The organism is Streptomyces sp. NBC_01352 (assembly GCF_036237295.1).
GTDB lineage: Bacteria > Actinomycetota > Actinomycetes > Streptomycetales > Streptomycetaceae > Streptomyces > Streptomyces plumbiresistens.
Genome location: NZ_CP108354.1, coordinates 4,289,820 through 4,307,189, shown reverse-complemented (window position 1 = coordinate 4,307,189; position 17,370 = coordinate 4,289,820). Strand labels below are relative to the sequence as shown.

Genomic DNA, 17,370 nt, shown 5'->3' with positions numbered 1-17,370 from the left:
GTGACGCGACGGGGGTGACTCACCGTCGCGACAGGGGGTTTGGGGCCTGGGGGGTCTGTTGCTGACGTCTGTAGTTATCGCTGCCGTTTCGCTTGCCTTGTTCTGGATGGCGGCCTTCACCTTGTGGTGGCAGATGCACGCGTGGCGTACGCCCGAAGTGCTCGCCTCCACCCGATTCCACCGACCGGACGGCGGGGAGAGTCTGTCCTTCTCGCTGCTGCTTCCGGCGCGCCACGAGCAGGCGGTGCTCGACCACACCATCCAGCGCTTGTTGGAGTCGAGCCACACCGACTTCGAGATCATCGTGATCGTCGGGCACGACGACCCGGAGACCACGGCGGTCGCGTGCGACGCCGCGGAGCGCGACCCGCGCGTGCGGGTCGTCGTCGACACCCACGAGAAGAAGAACAAGCCGAAGGCCATGAACACGGCGCTGCCGCACTGCCGCGGCGACGTGGTCGGGGTCTTCGACGCCGAGGACCAGGTCCACCCGGAGCTGCTCGCGCACGTCGACCACGCGTTCCGGACGACCAAGGCGGATGTCGTGCAGGGCGGTGTCCAGCTGATCAACTTCCACTCCAGCTGGTACAGCCTGCGCAACTGCCTGGAGTACTTCTTCTGGTTCCGCTCCCGGCTGCATCTGCACGCGCAGAAAGGATTCATCCCGCTCGGCGGCAACACCGTCTTCGTACGGACCGACGTCCTGCGGGAAGCCGACGGCTGGGACCCCGACTGCCTCGCCGAGGACTGCGACCTCGGCGTGCGGCTCTCCAGCATCGGCAAGAAGGTCGTCGTCGCCTACGACTCCGACATGGTGACCAAGGAGGAGACCCCCGGTTCGCTGATGTCGCTGCTGAAGCAGCGCACCCGCTGGAACCAGGGCTTCCTCCAGGTCTACCGGAAGAAGGACTGGAAGCAACTGCCGGGCTTCGGACAGCGGTTGCTCGCCCGCTACACCCTCATGACGCCGTTCATGCAGGCCTTCACCGGCGTCATCATCCCGCTCAACGTGGCGATCGCACTCTTCCTCGACGTGCCTGTGAGCATCGCCTTCGTCACCTTCCTGCCGCTCGTCACCGCCATGGTGACCTTCGTCTTCGAGCTCGTCGGACTGCACGACTTCGGCAAGCAGTACGGGCTCCGCGTCCGCTTCGTCCACTACGTCAAGCTCGTCGTGGGCGGCCCCTTCTACCAGGTCCTCCTCGCCGGGGCCGCGATCCGCGCCGTCTGGCGCGAGCAGCGCGGCCGCAACGACTGGGAGCTGACCACTCATGTCGGCGCGCATCTCACACCGTCCGAAGTGACCCGAGAGGACGTCCCTGCGTGACCTCCACCCTTTCCGCGGTGACCACTCCCCAGGTCCCCGCGCAGCGGCAGCCTGCGCCTGATACCGGTTCGGCCGGTCGAACAGCCCCGCCGAGCCGGCTGCGTTCCTCCCGCACCGACCTCCTGCTGTGCGGCGTGCTACTCGTCGCCATCCTGGTCGTGCAGGGCTGGAACATCGCCGACTACCCGACGCTCAGCGACGACGAGGGCACCTACCTCGCCCAGGCCTGGGCGGTCCAGGAGGGCAGGGGCCTGGCCCACTACACCTACTGGTACGACCACCCGCCCCTCGGCTGGATCCAGATAGCCCTGCTGACCTGGATACCCTCGATGATCAGCCCCGAGTCGATGACCGTCGGCTCGATGCGCGCGACGATGCTGGTGATCAGCGGCATCAGCGCGGTGCTGGTCTACGTCCTCGGCCGGCGCCTCTCCCTGCCCCGCTGGGCCGCCGGGCTCGGCATGGTCTTCTTCGGGCTCTCGCCGCTGTCCGTCGTCCTCCAGCGCGAGATCTTCCTCGACAACCTCGCGGTGATGTGGACGCTGGTCGCGTTCACCCTCGCCGCCTCCCCGAGCCGCCACCTGTGGCACCACTTCGGGGCGGGCATCGCGGCCGCCACGGCCGTGCTCACCAAGGAGACGATGCTCGTCATCCTGCCCGCGCTGCTGGTCACCATGTGGCGGCACAGCCACAAGGACACCCGGAAGTTCGCGGTCACCGGCGCCATCACGGCCTGCACGCTGATCGGCTTCTCGTACCCCCTGTTCGCCCTCCTCAAGGGCGAGTTGCTGCCAGGCGGCGGGCACGTCTCCCTCTGGGACGGCGTCAAGTACCAGATGACCAGGCCGGGTTCGGGCTTCATCCTCGACCAGGGCTCCGGCTCCTGGGGCGTCTTCCAGTCCTGGCTCTACTACGACCGGGTCCTGCCCCTCGGCGGCCTCGCCGGCGCGCTTCTGCTCCTGGCCACCTGGCGCTGGTCGGTCACCGCCCGGGCACTGGCCGGTCCGGCCCTGACGGTGGCGATCCTCGCCGCGCTGGCCCTGCGCCCCAACGGCTACCTGCCCGCCATGTACGTCATCCAGGCGCTGCCCTTCCTCGCCCTGGTCCTCGCCGGAGGCACCGCGTCCGTCGCCCACGCCGTGCTGCGCAGATGGCGTGACCCCGACGAGCGGCGGTGGCAGACCGGCGGCCGGTACACCCTCGCCGTGGTCCTCGCCATCTCCGCCGGCGCCTATGTCGTACCGCGCTGGTACGACGGTGCCCGCACCGCCGTCACCGTCGACGCCAACGCGCCCTACCAGGCCGCCTCGAAGTGGCTGAGCACCGAGGTGGCGGACCCGGAGGACACCCGGGTACTCGTCGACGACGCGATGTGGCTGGACCTGGTGCACGCCGGGTACCGGCCCGGGCTCGGCGTCATCTGGTTCTACAAGGCCGACCTCGACCCGGCCGTCACCAAGACGATGCCGGGCGGCTGGAGGGACATCGACTACGTCGTCGCCTCCCCGACGGTGCGGCGCGACGCGGTCGACCTGCCCAACGTCAAGGCCGCCATCCAGCACTCGAAACCGGTGGCCGTCTTCGGCACCGGTGAGGACCGGATCGAGATCCGGCAGATCCAGACCACCGGCACCGCCGCGGGAGGCGCCCGATGAGCCAGGAATCCACCGTCCCCGGAGAGCTCGACGATCCGGCCGTACGCGCGGCGGAGGTCCCGGAACCGGGCGCCGTCACCATCGTCGTACCGACGTTCAACGAGTCCGCCAACGTCCGCGAACTCCTGCACCAGATCACCGAGTCGGTGCCGTCCAGGCTGCCCTGCGAGGTCGTCTTCGTGGACGACTCGACCGACGACACCCCCGAGGTCATCCGCGAGGCCGCGAAGGACTGCCCCTTCCCGGTGACCGTCCTGCACCGCGACGTACCGGTCGGCGGGCTCGGCGGCGCGGTCGTCGAGGGCATCAAGGCGGCCGGGTCGGACTGGATCGTCGTCATGGACGGCGACTGCCAGCATCCGCCCTCGCTGGTACCGGAGCTGGTGGCCACCGGCGAGCGGGCGGGCGCCGGCCTGGTCGTCGCCTCCCGCTACATCAAGGGCGGCAGCCGCGCCGGACTCGCGGGCAACTACCGGGTCGCCGTATCACGCGGCGCGACCTGGCTGACCAAGTCGCTCTTCCCGCGCAAACTGCACGGCATCAGCGACCCGATGAGCGGCTTCTTCGCCATCCGGCGCAGCGCGGTCAGCGCCGACGTGCTCCAGCCCTTCGGCTACAAGATCCTGCTCGAACTGGCGGTCCGCAACCGCCCGCGCCAGGTCACCGAGGTCCCGTTCGTCTTCCAGGAACGGTTCGCGGGCGAGTCCAAGTCCAGCGCCCAGGAGGGCTTCCGCTTCCTGCGCCACCTGAGCGGACTGCGCACCGCCTCCCCGGTCGCCCGCATGATCGGCTTCGGGCTGATCGGCGCGACGGGGTTCGTGCCGAACCTGCTCGGCCTGTGGGCGCTGACCGCGGCCGGCATGCACTACCTGCCGGCGGAGGTCCTCGCCAACCAGCTCGGCGTCGCCTGGAACTTCGTGCTCATCGAGCACCTGCTGTTCCGCGACCGCCGCCGGCACCGGCAGTGGTGGGACCGCGTCGGAAGGTTCGCGCTGCTCGCCAACGCCGACCTGGTGCTGCGGATCCCCTTGATCGCGTTGTTCGTCCACCGGTTCGACATGGGCGCGCTCTCGGCGACCGCGCTCGCACTGGTGACGACCTTCGTCGTGCGCTTCGCGGGGACCGAAGCGCTGGTCTACCTCCCGCGCAGGGGGCTGCGCGGGAGTTCTACAGCAGGGAGAGCCGCGTGAACAGACACCGCAGGAGATCCGCCTTTCTGGCCGTGACAGGCCTGACAGCGGGCCTGCTCCTCACCTCACCACAGCCCGCGTCCGCCGCCAACCTCATCAAGAACCCCGGCTTCGAGACCGCCGGCACCGACGGCATGCCGTACTGCTGGGAGAAGTCCGGCTGGGGCGACAACGACTTCAGCTTCACCACCACGGCCGACGCCCACTCCGGCACCAAGGCCATGAAGGTCGAGCTGACCCGCCGGGTCTCCGGCGACCGCAAGGCGCTGGTCACCGAGTCGACGGAGTGCGCGCCGGTGGTGACGGCGGGCAAGCAGTACGACCTGGGGCTCTGGTACAAGACGACCACCCCGGACGCGGCCCTCACCCTCTTCCGGCACGACACCACGGCGGGCTGGCAGTACTGGACCGACCTCAAGACGCTGGAGCTGGCGGGCGCCTGGACCCAGGCGTCGGTCCGCACCCCCGAGGTCCCGGCCGGCACCGACCGCATCTCGTGGGGCGTCTCGGTCTACGGCACCGGCTCGGCCACCACCGACGACTACACGATGGACCAGGTCGCCGACCCGGTGCCCGAGCCCGTGTGCACGGGCACGGCAGCGGAGTGCGCCAACGGCAGGTGGGACGTGCTGCCCACGAAGAACCCGGTGCGCTCCATGCACTCCGTCGTCCTCAACAACGGCAAGGTGCTGCTGATCGCGGGCTCCGGCAACAGCGAGGAGCAGTTCAAGGCGGGCACCTTCACCTCGGCGGTGTACAACCCGGCCACCGGCACCTACAAGGTCATCCCCACGCCGAAGGACATGTTCTGCGCCGGGCACGTCCAGCTCCAGGACGGGCGCGTGCTGGTGATGAGCGGCAACAAGGGCTATCCGTCGGCGGACGGCACGATCGGCTACCAGGGCTACAAGGACTCGTACATCTTCGACCCGGTCGCCGAGACGTACAGCAAGACCAACGACATGAACGACGGCCACTGGTACCCGTCGGCGACCGCCCTCGGCAACGGTGACGTCATCTCCTTCGGCGGACTGAAGGAGGACTCGACCGGCTCGGTGACCGCCGAACTGTGGTCGGACGCCGAGCAGCAGTGGCTGCCGACATGGAAGGTCAACCAGACCTGGTCGTACTGGGGTCTGTACCCGTCGATGATCCTGATGCAGGACGGACGCCTCTTCTACTCGGGCAGCCACACCTTCGGCAACAACATCCCGGGCACCGGATCGGCGATCTACGACTACAACGCCAACACGGTCACGCAGACGCCGGGCCTGCAGAACAAGGACGAGCGCGACCAGTCGGCGAGCGTGCTGCTGCCCCCGGCCCAGGACCAGAAGGTCCTCACCCTCGGCGGCGGCAACATCGACTCCAACCCGGACGCCAACCGGCTGACCGACGTCATCGACCTCAAGACCGCCAACCCGGCCTACGTGGCGGGTCCGCCGATCCCGCAGGGCACGGTGGACCTCGGCAACGGCCCGGTGCCGCAGACCGGCAACCAGGGCAAGATGTACGTCTCCGCCGTACTCCTGCCCGACGGCAAGGTGCTGGAGACCGGCGGCGCGCTGCACAACCGGGCCGACCCGGTCTTCGAGTCGTCGATCTACGACCCGGCGTCGAACACCTTCGACCCGGTGGCCGCCGACCCGCAGGCGCGCGGCTACCACTCGTCCTCGTTCCTGCTGCCCGACGGCCGGGTGATGTCGACCGGCGACAACCCGGGCAACGGCACCTGGAACCACAACGTGTCGATCTACACCCCGCCCTACCTGCTCAAGGGCACGCGTCCGTCGATCACGTCGGTGATCGACACCGAGTGGAACTACGGCGACACCCAGCGGATCACCGTCGACCGCCCCATCGCCAAGGCCGAGCTGATCCGCCCGGCCGCGGTGACCCACTCCTCCGACCCGAACCAGCGGTTCGTGGACCTGCCGCTGTCGGTGGACGGCAACAACATCGACCTGAACGTGACGAGCAACCCCAACATCGCCCCGCCCGGCTGGTACATGCTCTTCGCGGTCGACGCCAACGGCGTGCCGTCGGTGGCCAAGTGGGTGCACCTCCAGGGCCCGCAGGCCCTGAGCGCCACCGACGCCTCGGCCCACGTCCACTCCTTCGCCGACTCCCTGGAGGGCACGGTCCAGGGGCCCGGCAAGAAGAAGGCCTCGCAGAAGGTCAGCCCCACCGTCTCCGGCTGCGACCCGCACTACGGGTCGATCAACGTCTGCGTGCCGACCGCCTTCCCGGACGAGGTCAAGAAGACCACGGCCGCCCGCTGTGCCTGGCTGAAGAAGAACGACTACGGCCGCCTCAAGGTCAACGGAAAGGACGACCCGCTGAGGCTCGACCGCAACAAGGACGGCATCGCCTGCGGAAAGGCTGATGTGCTGAAGAAGCGTTAGCCCCGGTCACTTCCGGTCGGCGAACTCTTCCAGGGCGCGCTCCACGATGGCTTCCAGCTGCTCGTGGTGCGCGCCCTTCCAGTACGCCCGGCCGCACTCCCGGCACTGCGCGAAGACGTCGTACGACCGCTGTGTCCCGCCCTGCAACTGGTCGGCCACCTCTTCCTTGGAGGCCTCCCGCAGCAGGCCGTTGCAGGCGATGCACCGGGTCCACGGGTCCAGCTCGGGGCGGAACCGGTCCAGGACGTCCCGGAGCTGGTCCTCGGGGCGGGTGCTGTAGACGTACGCGCCCGCCCACAGTTCCCGGCGGCGCAGGAGGCCGCGGTCGCGGCTGAGCATGACGCGCCGCTCGGCGGCCGAGCGGGTGGCGAGGGCCGGGTCGCCGATGTCGGTCGACTCGTACGCCGTGTCCACGCCGAGCAGGCGCAGCCGGCGGGCCAGGGTGCCGAGGTGGACGTCGAGCAGGAAGCGCAGGGGAGCGCCGGGGACCCGCTGGGGGCGCTCGATGGGGCGTACCCGCACCGACTCGCCCGCCGCCGGGAGGTGCGACACGGTGACCTCGCGGCCGTCCACGACCAGGGCGCCGACCTCGGTCAGCGGGACGCCGAGGGACTCCACGACATGGCCGAGGGTGGAGACGCCGTCGGCGGCGACCGGGGTGGTGCCGGACCGTCGTCCGTGGGGGACGAACAGGGCGAGTTCGGGGGCGAATTCGACGTGGATCTCCGGTGCTGAGGTCACCGGATCAGGATGTCACGGCCGCGGGTGCCGGCCTCAGGAGATTTCCGGGGAGAGGCCGTGTTCGATGACGTCCAGGGCGCGGTCGAGGAGCTCGGTCAGGTCGTCCTGGAAGTCGTTCTCGGCCCAGTACAGGGAGATCTCCGCGAGTCCGCCGATCAGGGACATCGTGTAGACCCGCACTTCCAGGCTGTCCTGCGGGCGGCCGGTGCGGGCCGAGACGGCCTCGGCGAGCAGCTTGCCGGTGACGGCCATGCTCTCCACCATCCGGGCGCGCACCGCGGGCACCTGCACCATCAGGTGGGACCGCAGCCGGGTGACCTCGGGTTCCTGGTCCGCTCCGAGACCGACGGCCTTGCGCATGATGTACCGCAGGGAGTCCGGCCACGGCTCGTCCGCCGGCCGGGACCGCAGCTCCTCCAGGAGGACCGCGTCGTACTCGTCCGTGAGGACGATGTCCTCCTTGGTCGGGAAGTAGCGGAAGACCGTGGACGGCGACACCTCGGCGCGCTCGGCGATCTGCTCGATCGTCGTGGCGTCGTATCCCTGCTCCTCGATCAGCGCGTACGTCGCGTCGCGGATCGCCGTCCGGGTCTTGATCTTCTTCCGCTCACGAAGTCCCAGCTGGGGGAGGTCGGTGGGGGGAGAGGTGCGTGCGGGCGTCATGGGGGTCATTGTCGGGCATCGGCCTCGGCGGCGGCCAAGTCCGGGGTCTCGGAGCTCTCGGTCACGGGGGTGTTCGGCAGGAACGCCGCCGCCAGCAGCGCGGACACCAGGGCCGCGACCCCGCACACCAGGAGCACGACGCCCATGCCGTGGACGTACGCGCTGTTCGCGGAGGCCGCCAGATCCGCAGCGCCGCTCTGCCGGGCGACGAGGTGCGCGGCGACCACGGAGTCCCCGGCGGTGTCGGCGGCCCGCGCGGACAGCCCCATGACGTCGAGCCGGTCGCGATAGGTCTCGGCGAGCAGGCTGCCGAGCAGGGCGATGCCGATCGCGGCACCGACCTGGCGGAGCGTCATGATCAGCCCCGAGCCTCCCCCACTGCCTTAAGGGCGTGGGGGGGACCCCCAGCCGGACCGGTCGCGGGGCAGTGTGCCCAGGGCGCCGTTCATCGCCGGGACGACCGAGAAGCCGAAGCCGACGCCGGCGATCGAGAGCCACAGGGCGATGAAGCCGTAGCCGGAGTCGACGGTCGTACGGCTGCCGAGCAGCGCGGCGAAGGCCAGCACCACCAGGCCCGCGCTGACGGCGGCCCGCGCACCGAACCGCTCGACCACCGGCTGCGCGGTCCTGGCGGCGACCATCAGTCCGCCCATCATCGGCAGCAGCCGCAGACCGGTGCCGAAGGCGTCATGCCCGAGAACCGCCTGGAGATAGGGCGGCAGGACGAACAGCAGGCCCGACAGGACGAACATCACCAGGGTCGCGGCGAGCGTGTTGAACAGGAAGCCGCGCTGGGCGAGCAGCGTCATGTCCAGCATGGGCCGCACCGTCCGCCGCTCCCGGAGGACCAGCCCGCCGAGCAGGACGACAGCCGCGGCGAACATCCCCAGCACCAGCGGGTCGCCCCAGCCCCGGGTGGGCGCCTCGATGATCGCGTAGATGAGCGCACCCAGCCCGCTCGCGGTGAGCGCCGTGGAGACGGTGTCGACCTTGGGGGAGGAGGGGATGGGGGTCCCCCCGCTCGAGCGAAGCCGAGAGTGGGGGAGGGTCTCGGGCAGCAGGAAGATACAGGCGGCGATGCCGATCGCGGCCATCGGGACGTTGACCAGGAAGACCGAGCCCCACCAGAAGTGGTCGAGCAGCCAGCCGCCGATGATCGGGCCGAGCGGCAGGCCGAGCGCGGAGGCGGCGGAGATGATGCCGACGGCCTTGGTGCGCTCCTCGGGCCCGAAGAGCGAGGGCAGGACGGAGAGGGCGAGCGGGGTGACCAGCGCGCCGCCGACGCCCATCACCGCACGGGCGACGATCACCGCGTTCACGTCCCCGGCGAGGGCTCCGACCACGGAACCGGCCAGGAAGACACCCAGCCCGGCGATCAGCATCAGCCGCCGCCCGAACCGGTCGCCCAGCAGGCCCGCCGGGAGCATCAGCGCCGCGAAGACGACGACGTACGCGTCCGCCATCCTCCCCCAGTGCTAAACGCCTGGGGGGACCCCCAGCTGCTCGCCGGTGGTGGCGCCGAGGTCGCCGGCCATCGTCGGCAGCGCCACGTTCAGGATCGTCATGTCGAAGCCGAGGGTCAGCATGCTGGCGACGAGGGCGGCGAGCGCCCACCAGCGGCGGGGATCGGGCTGTGCCTCGGAAGACGGAGTGACAGTAGCCATGAAATGAGAGTAACTCTCAATATGTAGTGACTGTCAATTTGTGGGGCGGACCGGAGACTTTCGGGCACGCAAAAAGGGCCACGGCTCGAAAGCCGTGGCCCTGGGGTGAGAGGGTGCTAGGCGTGCTGGTACGCCACCAGCGAGATGCCGATGTAGTGCGCGATGAACGCCGCCAGGGTGAGGGAGTGGAACACCTCGTGGAAGCCGAACCAGCGCGGTGACGGGTTCGGGCGCTTGATGCCGTAGATCACTCCGCCCGCGCTGTAGAGCAGGCCGCCTACGATGACCAGCACGAGGACGGCGATGCCGCCGGTGCGCATGAAGTCGGGCAGGAAGAAGACGGCCGCCCAGCCCATCGCGATGTAGCAGGGCGTGTAGAGCCAGCGCGGGGCGCCGACCCAGAAGACGCGGAAGGCGATGCCCGCCACGGCCGCCGCCCAGATGCTCCACAGCAGCCACTGGCCCTTGGCGCCCGGCAGGAGCAGCATCGTCAGCGGGGTGTAGGTGCCGGCGATGATCAGGAAGATGTTGGCGTGATCCAGCCGTCGCAGGATCCCGTCCATGCGAGGGCTCCAGTTGCCCCGGTGGTACAGCGCGCTGACGCCGAAGAGCAGGCAGGCCGTCAGGGCGAAGATCCCGCAGGCGAGACGGCCTCTGGGGGAGTCGGCGAGGGCGGTGAGCACCAGGCCCGCGATGAGTACGGCCGGAAACATACCCAGGTGCAGCCAGCCACGGAGCCTGGGTTTGACCGGATGCGGCAGGGAGGTCGCGACCGGACCGCGGCCTGCGGCCGAGGTGTCCGTGGTCGCGTCGGGGACGGACGCATTCATGCGGGGCATCGTACCTACGGAACCGTAAGTTGCGGGTCGGTGCGACCCGTTGACCGATGAAGAGTGGCCATCATCTCACGGGGGTTTGACGGGAGTCCCGTCGAATGTCGATTCAAAGATGCTTCAGCTGAATCCCAAGTAGACGCAAAGTGGCGATTTTACACGTGGTAATCCTCACTCCGCTCATCTGTACGGCCCTCTGGACAGATGGGCGAACTCGTCGGATGATCAAATGAGTGCGGTCGACACCGGATGAGCGCCAGAGGGAATCGACGCGAAGCATCCGGGTCGCGGCCCCCACGGGGCAACAAAGGACAAAATCCCTCACTTAGGAGCAATCGTGGCGCGCGACATCGCGGCTCCCCCCGTCATCCCCACCACCCACAAGGAACTGGTCTCGTGGGTGAACGAGATCGCAGAACTGACGCAGCCGGACAGCGTGGTCTGGTGTGACGGATCCGAGGCCGAGTACGAGCGCCTGTGCGAGGAGCTCGTGGCGAAGGGCACCTTCAAGAAACTCGACCCGATCAAGCGGCCCAACTCGTACTACGCCGCCTCCGACCCGACCGACGTCGCCCGCGTCGAGGACCGGACCTTCATCTGTTCCGAGAAGGAAGAGGACGCGGGCCCGACCAACCACTGGAAGGCCCCCGCGGAGATGCGGGAGATATTCCAGGGCGAGAAGGGCGTCTTCCGCGGCTCGATGCGCGGCCGGACGATGTACGTCGTCCCGTTCTGCATGGGCCCGCTCGGCTCGGACCTCTCCGCGATCGGCGTCGAGATCACCGACTCCGCCTACGTCGCGGTGTCCATGCGCACCATGACCCGCATGGGTCAGCCGGTCCTGGACGAGCTCGGCTCCGACGGCTTCTTCGTGCGTGCTGTGCACACGCTCGGGGCGCCGCTGGAGGAGGGCCAGGAGGACGTCCCGTGGCCGTGCAACAGCACCAAGTACATCTCGCACTTCCCGGAGTCCCGCGAGATCTGGTCCTACGGCTCCGGCTACGGCGGCAACGCCCTGCTCGGCAAGAAGTGCTACGCCCTGCGCATCGCCTCCGTCATGGCGCGTGACGAGGGCTGGCTCGCCGAACACATGCTGATCCTCAAGTTGACCCCGCCGCAGGGCGAGTCCAAGTACGTCGCCGCCGCCTTCCCGAGCGCCTGCGGCAAGACCAACCTCGCCATGCTGGAGCCGACCACCCGAGGCTGGACGGTCGAGACCATCGGCGACGACATCGCGTGGATGCGGTTCGGCGAGGACGGCCGCCTGTACGCGATCAACCCCGAGGCCGGCTTCTTCGGCGTCGCGCCCGGTACCGGCGAGCACACCAACGCCAACGCCATGAAGACGCTGTGGGGCAACTCCGTCTTCACCAACGTGGCGTTGACCGACGACAACGACATCTGGTGGGAGGGCATGACGGAGGAGACTCCGGCCCATCTCACCGACTGGAAGGGCAACGACTGGACGCCGGAGTCCGCCCGCGAAGCAAATGGATACCGTCCGGCCGCCCACCCCAACGCCCGCTTCACCACCCCCGCCTCGCAGTGCCCGATCATCGCGCCCGAGTGGGAGGACCCCAAGGGCGTGCCGATCTCGGCGATCCTCTTCGGTGGGCGCCGAGCCACCGCCGTACCGCTGGTGACGGAGTCCTTCGACTGGAACCACGGCGTCTTCCTCGGCGCCAACGTGGCCTCCGAGAAGACCGCCGCCGCCGAGGGCAAGGTCGGCGAGCTGCGCCGCGACCCCTTCGCCATGCTGCCGTTCTGCGGCTACAACATGGGCGACTACATGGGCCACTGGGTCGACGTCGCCAAGGGCAAGGACCAGTCGAAGCTCCCGAAGATCTACTACGTCAACTGGTTCCGCAAGAACGACGAGGGCAAGTTCGTCTGGCCCGGCTTCGGCGAGAACTCCCGCGTCCTGAAGTGGATCGTGGAGCGCCTGGAGGGCAAGGGCGAGGGCGTCGAGACCCCGATCGGCATCCTGCCGGCCAAGGGCGCCCTCGACACCGACGGCCTGGACCTCTCCGAGTCCGACCTGGACTTCCTGCTCACGGTCGACAAGGAGGTCTGGCGCGAGGAGGCCTCTCTGGTCCCCGAGCACCTCAACACCTTCGGTGAGCACACGCCCAAGGAGCTGTGGGACGAGTACCGCGCCCTGGTGCAGCGCCTGGGCTGAACCGGCCCTCACAAGACGCCGCGGCCGGCTCCGATCGTGCCCTGACCAGCAACATCGTCACGGGCCGGCCGCGGTGGCAGCACCCCGGACCGGCGAGACTTCGTACAACGGCGTGCGGGGTCCTGGGCCTGTCGTCGCGCGGTCCCGTCTGCCCCGACGGGAGGAGCGCGACGACAGGCCTTCGCCTGTGCTCACTCCGTGCTCACTTGGAGCGGTCCTCCAGGTACCGCGTGTGCGACTCCTGCCGCCGCGCCTCCGTCTCCCGCAGGCCCGCGGCCAGCCGCTCGGCCTCCTCGTGCAGCAGCGTCAACTGCCGCTCCAGGTGCCGTTCCGGCGACTCCTGACCCGGCGCGAGCCGCGTCCACCACCGGGTCCGTACGAACGTGTCGACGGCCTCGGGAACGTCCTGCCGTACGGCCCGCGACAGCGTGTGCACGCCCTCCGGGTCCTGGACGAGCACCTCGGTGACCCAGCCGGGATCCAGCAACGCGGCCAGCAGCTCGGTCAGTTCGGTGAGCCGGCCCGCGGCGGCGGGCGGCAGCTCGACGCCCGCGAGATAGTCCTTGAGCCGGTCGAAGTCGGTCCGGATCTCGTCGAGCTGGGCGGACGGGTCCGGGAAGTCGGGCAGCGCCGGCCGTTCCGGCGGGGCGATCAGGGCCCCCGCCCCGTACAGACCGCCCACGACCACGGGCCAGTACGGGCCCGCGACCCCCACGAAGGTCAGCGCCAGGCCGGCCAGCCCGCCCGCGCTCCCGGCGATGTTCTTGCGGGACTCGAGATAGCCGAGCAGCTTATTGGTAGCCACGGATCTCCTCGAAGGCGCCGTCCAGCGAGCCCTGCTGGGCGTCGAAGAGGCGGCCGCCGGTCAGTTCGGCGATGTGCTCCAGTTCGGAGCGGTCGGAGTCGCCGAAGAGGATGGGGAAGACGGGCGTCTCCCGCTGCGCGGCGCCGAGCCCGGCGTAGAAGTCGTCGAACTCCTGAGCCTTCGCGCCCGCGGTGTTCTCGCCGTCCGTCATCAGCACGATGGACGTGAAGGTGTCCCGGCCGGCGTCGAGGTGCTCGTACGCCTTCTCCAGCGAGGTGTAGATCGCGGTGTCGCCCTCGGCGGTGAGCGCCTCGGTGTCCTCGCGGATGGCGTCGAGGCCGGCCTGCGGATCCGCCGGGTCCACCACATGCGTCCGTACGCTCTTCACGCCCGAGCCGAACGGCATCAGCGTGACCTCCTCGCGCTCCCGGAAGTCCCCGGTGAGGTCGGCGAGCGCGTCCTTGAGCCCCGCCAGCCGGTCGCCCTCCATCGAGCCCGAGGTGTCCAGGACGTAGACCGTCCTGGACGGGCGGCGCAGCTCGTTCTGGTACGAGTCGAGGAGGCCGTCGGCGACGGAACGACTGCCGGGGAAGGGCAGTTCGCGCCGGCGCGTCGTGTCGAGGCCGGACGCGGGCCGCACGGAGGCGACGACCGGGCGGCGGTGGGTGCGCTCGGTGATCTCGCGCTGGATCTCCGGTGTGCGCAGCGCCTCGGTCAGCCGGCGGACGTCCTCGCGGGTGGTGGCGTCGGTGGCCGCGAGGGAGGAGAGCGGGTAGTCGGCGGTGACCACGCCGTCGCGGGGGCGGATCACGGTGAGGCCCGGGATGCCCTTGAGGACGGACTCGTAGTTGAGGAGCGCGTCGACGTTCTCGCGCCGCTCGTACGCCTCCGCCAGCCAGCCCGACGACCCCGAGGTCAGCTGCTGCCCCTGGAAGAACTCCTTCAGCCGGGGCGTGGCCTTGGTGACGTCGGCGTCCGTGAGCGCGGACTGCGCGCCGGAGAGGGCCGAGGCCACGGAGACCAGCGTGGAGAAGCCGGAGTTGGAGCGGGCCGGGTCGGTCATGCCGTATGTCAGCTCCCCGTCCCGGACGGCCTGCTCGACCTGGGCCCAGGTGACGTCCTCCGGCTTCCAGCCGAGCTCCAGGATGGTCGTCGCCCTCACGCCCACGGCGACCGGGCTGGACATGACCGGCGTCTCGGACACGACCTTCTTCGCCGCGTCGGGACGCAGGCGCAGGTAGTCGTTGGACGACAGCCACAGGGCGTCGTACCTCCCGTCCGCCTTGCCCTTCGCCAGCAGCTCCACGGCGTCCAGGGTGCCCATGTAGGTGGGCCGGACCTTGATGCCGGTGTCCTTCTCGACCCGGTCGAGGACCGGGGTCATGTCGGCGATCTCGCTGGAGGCGAGGATGCGCAGGGTGCCGGGTTCCGGGGCGCCCGTGTCGTCGTCCTGATCCTGTGCCGCGGTGCAGCCCGTCAGGAGGGCGAGGGCGAGGAGGGCGGTGAGCCGTCGTCTCATGCGAGCCCTCCTTCCAGCGCGCCCTGCGACCGGCTGCGCTCCAAGTAGGTGCTCGCGTTCTGCAGTTCGGAGGTCAGGGACTCCACGGTCGCCGCCATCACCTCGGTCGCCTGGACCTTGTAGGTGTCGATGGCGTCGAGCGTGCGGTAGATCTGCTGGAACGCCGAGCGCAGGGTCTCCGCGCCGACCGCCGGGTCGGCGGCGATCCGCTGGATCTCGCCGCTCTGCGTGGCGAGCATCTCCGCGTTGCCCCGGATGAGGTCCTCGGTCGTCCCGCGCAGGGCGTTGACCTGGTCGACGACCTTCTTCTGGTTGTCGAGGGCGGAGGCCAGCATCACGGAGATCCGCAGGGCCGACACCGTGGTCGTGGCCGCCCGGTCGACGCCCTTGATCAGCTCCTCGTTGTTGCGTCGTACGACGTCCATGGCGAGGTAGCCCTGCGCGCACACCGCGAGCTGGGTGAGCAGGTCCTGGTGCTTCTGCCGGACCGGGAAGAGCACGTCGGCACGGAGACTGTCGGCCTGCTGCGGATCCGTCGCCTCCACGCCGGCGACGTGCTGCTCGACGGCCGCGTCCAGGGCCTCGGTCAGCACGACGTACTCCTGGAGCTTGCCCATGCTCTCCCACAGCCGGACCCGCTCGGTCTGCAACGCCGCGTTGTCACGCCGCAGTTCGTCCTGGCCGCCGCGCAGCGAGCCCACGATCTTGTTCAGGGTGCCCTGCGCGGAGGCGTACTTGGCGACGTGGTCGCGCAGCTTGTTGCCGCCGGGCAGCCGGGACAGGAACTTCCGGCCCTTGGCGGCGGGCAGGTCGCGCGGGTCCAGGTCCTCCACGACGCGCCGGAGTTCCACGAGCGAGCCCGCGACCTGCGACTGCGCGTCCCCGCCCTTCGCGGGCAGACTCCGTACGGTCCGCTCCAGCATGCGGTTGGACTGCGCGGCGGCGCTGCGCATCTCGCCGGCGCCGAGCGCGGTGATCTCCCCGACCTTGCCGGCGAACTCGGGGGAGCGGGCGTCGAGGGAGGCGAGACCCTCGATGTACGTGGCGGCCTTCTTGGCCATGTCGGTCCGCACGGTCTCGTCGACGGGGACGAGCCCGCCGGCCTTCTCCCGCGGCACGGGCGCGACGGCCTCGGGCGGCGTAAGGACAAAGGTGTCGTCGGTCATGTGCTGTTCCCCCTATCCGCGCGCCCGGCGCGCCATCGCGTGCAACACCTCGGAGGTGGGCACGGGCGCCTGCCGGATGCCGGTCAGCTTCTGGTTGAGGTACTCCGCGTGAGCGGCCGTGGCCTTGGTGAACTCGGCGGTCGCGCCCTGCGGCCGGAACCCGTGCCGGACGGCCAGTTCGCGCAACTCCGGGTCGGTGCTGAGGAGTTCGCCGAGCGAGCGGCCGTTCTCCGTGAGCGGTACGACGGTGTGGTCGCTGTTGGCGGTGGTGTCCGGGTAGAGGACGGCGAGGTCGTCGACGCTCTGGCCCGCCCCGAGCAGAGAGGCGACCTGCGACTCGTACACCAGCACCAGCGGATTGCCGGCGCCGCTGACGAAGTCCCGGAAGGCCGCGTCCGTGCTCGACTGCTGGGCGCCCTGCACGCTGACCAGCTTGCGCATCAGGGGCGCGGTGCGGTCGACGTCGGCGTCACTCGCGGCCACCTTGCCGCCGGCGGCGACGTAGGAGGCGGCGGCGAGGTAGAGGGCGCCGGAGTTGGAGGACTCCGGGTCGGTGCTGGCGATGTAGAGGGTGCCGGTCAGCTCCCCGTACTTCTCGGCACCCTTGAGCTGCTGCCAGGTCCGGTCGCGCTCGGCGGCTTCCAGATAGGCGGCCATCCTCAGGGTGCCGCGGTTCTTGTCCAGGACGGCGAGCCCGTTGTCCGCGAGCACCTCGGCGGCGCCCCGGTGGGCCACGACGACGAGCGGCGAGTAGAAGGGCACCGGCAGGGGCTGCCGGGCCTTGTACTTCGCGGCGAGCTCGTCGGCGGGCGCCTGGCTGGACGGGAAGGCGAGGTCGTACCCCTTGAGGTCCAGTCCCTCCATGGCCCAGGACCCGGAGGTCTCGGCCTTCACGGTGTAGCCCTTGGCGGCGAGGGCCTTCACCACGTCGGGATCGGCGAAGAACTCCGCCTTCTCCGACCCGATCACTGCGCGCACGGTCTTCGTTGCCGTGCCCTTGTCCCCGGTGTCCCGGCCCGCTACGACGGCTGCCACCACTCCGCCGACCAGCAGGACCGCGAGGACGATTCCTACGATTCGTCTCACAGAGGCAGAGTGCTCGCGGAACCCAACATTCCCCGACGGAAAGCATGAACGGGGGGTGACGTACCGGTCCCGGTACTGCAGCGCCCCCAAAGGGGCGCGGGGCTGTATCAATATGGGGCTCCGCCGCGGCGAAGCCC

At 69.8% G+C, this 17,370-nt stretch carries 12 protein-coding genes and 1 pseudogene; 5 read left to right on the top strand and 8 right to left on the bottom strand.

Annotated features, from left to right (window positions below):
* Positions 1-58: 58 nt before the first annotated feature.
* Genes OG252_RS19885 through OG252_RS19870 form a run of 4 tightly spaced genes read left to right on the top strand, consistent with a single transcriptional unit; the run spans position 59 to position 6,577 of the window.
* The gene (locus OG252_RS19885) at positions 59-1,327 is read left to right on the top strand and encodes a glycosyltransferase (RefSeq protein ID WP_266434397.1); all 1,269 of its coding nucleotides are present in this window, start codon (positions 59-61) and stop codon (positions 1,325-1,327) included.
* Positions 1,324-2,982 (top strand): ArnT family glycosyltransferase, encoded by a 1,659-nt coding sequence (locus tag OG252_RS19880; protein ID WP_329337620.1) that lies wholly within the window; start codon positions 1,324-1,326, stop codon positions 2,980-2,982. Before OG252_RS19885 ends, OG252_RS19880 begins: the two co-directional genes overlap by 4 nt.
* Positions 2,979-4,172: a glycosyltransferase gene (locus tag OG252_RS19875; RefSeq protein ID WP_266434393.1), complete on the top strand. Its 1,194-nt coding sequence runs from the start codon at positions 2,979-2,981 to the stop codon at positions 4,170-4,172. The genes OG252_RS19880 and OG252_RS19875 overlap by 4 nt, the downstream gene beginning before the upstream one ends.
* Entirely contained in the window at positions 4,169-6,577 is a 2,409-nt protein-coding gene (locus tag OG252_RS19870) for a galactose oxidase-like domain-containing protein (protein ID WP_329337618.1), read from the top strand. Before OG252_RS19875 ends, OG252_RS19870 begins: the two co-directional genes overlap by 4 nt.
* 6 nt (positions 6,578-6,583) lie before the next feature.
* Here OG252_RS19870 and OG252_RS19865 read toward each other — a convergent pair whose 3' ends face one another.
* The 4 genes and pseudogenes from OG252_RS19865 to trhA form a co-directional block, all read right to left on the bottom strand.
* On the bottom strand, positions 6,584-7,318 hold the full coding sequence (locus OG252_RS19865; protein WP_266434389.1) for a Mut7-C RNAse domain-containing protein: 735 nt from the start codon (positions 7,316-7,318) through the stop codon (positions 6,584-6,586).
* A gap of 33 nt (positions 7,319-7,351) precedes the next feature.
* Positions 7,352-7,981 carry a TetR/AcrR family transcriptional regulator gene (locus OG252_RS19860; protein WP_266434387.1) on the bottom strand — a complete coding sequence of 210 codons (630 nt, stop codon included), beginning with the start codon at positions 7,979-7,981 and terminating at the stop codon, positions 7,352-7,354.
* A gap of 5 nt (positions 7,982-7,986) precedes the next feature.
* Positions 7,987-9,645: pseudogene (locus tag OG252_RS19855) on the bottom strand (MFS transporter).
* A 116-nt stretch (positions 9,646-9,761) separates the two neighbouring features.
* Positions 9,762-10,475, bottom strand: a complete 714-nt coding sequence (gene trhA, locus OG252_RS19850) for a PAQR family membrane homeostasis protein TrhA (protein ID WP_266434385.1) — start codon at positions 10,473-10,475, stop codon at positions 9,762-9,764.
* A 340-nt stretch (positions 10,476-10,815) separates the two neighbouring features.
* Between trhA and OG252_RS19845 the strand changes: the two genes are divergently transcribed.
* Complete coding sequence (locus OG252_RS19845) at positions 10,816-12,657, top strand: phosphoenolpyruvate carboxykinase (GTP) (RefSeq protein WP_266434383.1); 1,842 nt, start codon at positions 10,816-10,818, stop codon at positions 12,655-12,657.
* Positions 12,658-12,859: 202 nt separating this feature from the next.
* Here OG252_RS19845 and OG252_RS19840 read toward each other — a convergent pair whose 3' ends face one another.
* The 4 genes from OG252_RS19840 to OG252_RS19825 are packed head-to-tail and all read right to left on the bottom strand — an operon-like array spanning position 12,860 to position 17,233.
* On the bottom strand, positions 12,860-13,462 hold the full coding sequence (locus tag OG252_RS19840; RefSeq protein ID WP_266434381.1) for a hypothetical protein: 603 nt from the start codon (positions 13,460-13,462) through the stop codon (positions 12,860-12,862).
* Positions 13,449-14,981 carry a substrate-binding and vWA domain-containing protein gene (locus tag OG252_RS19835; RefSeq protein ID WP_329337613.1) on the bottom strand — a complete coding sequence of 511 codons (1,533 nt, stop codon included), beginning with the start codon at positions 14,979-14,981 and terminating at the stop codon, positions 13,449-13,451. Before OG252_RS19835 ends, OG252_RS19840 begins: the two co-directional genes overlap by 14 nt.
* Positions 14,978-16,147, bottom strand: coding sequence for a toxic anion resistance protein (locus OG252_RS19830; protein WP_266434378.1), 1,170 nt, complete (start codon positions 16,145-16,147; stop codon positions 14,978-14,980). The genes OG252_RS19835 and OG252_RS19830 overlap by 4 nt, the downstream gene beginning before the upstream one ends.
* A 12-nt stretch (positions 16,148-16,159) precedes the next feature.
* A complete protein-coding gene (locus OG252_RS19825; RefSeq protein ID WP_329337611.1) occupies positions 16,160-17,233 on the bottom strand; it encodes a substrate-binding domain-containing protein in 1,074 nt (357 codons plus the stop codon).
* Between the last annotated feature and the right edge of the window lie 137 nt (positions 17,234-17,370).

Excerpts from the sequence above, each read along its gene's own strand:
- OG252_RS19835 (WP_329337613.1), bottom strand. The coding sequence starts at position 14,981 with ATGAGACGACGGCTCACCGCCCTCCTCGCCCTCGCCCTCCTGACGGGC.
- OG252_RS19860 (WP_266434387.1), bottom strand. The coding sequence starts at position 7,981 with ATGACGCCCGCACGCACCTCTCCCCCCACCGACCTCCCCCAGCTGGGA.
- OG252_RS19830 (WP_266434378.1), bottom strand. The coding sequence starts at position 16,147 with ATGACCGACGACACCTTTGTCCTTACGCCGCCCGAGGCCGTCGCGCCC.
- OG252_RS19875 (WP_266434393.1), top strand. The coding sequence starts at position 2,979 with ATGAGCCAGGAATCCACCGTCCCCGGAGAGCTCGACGATCCGGCCGTA.
- trhA (WP_266434385.1), bottom strand. The coding sequence starts at position 10,475 with ATGAATGCGTCCGTCCCCGACGCGACCACGGACACCTCGGCCGCAGGC.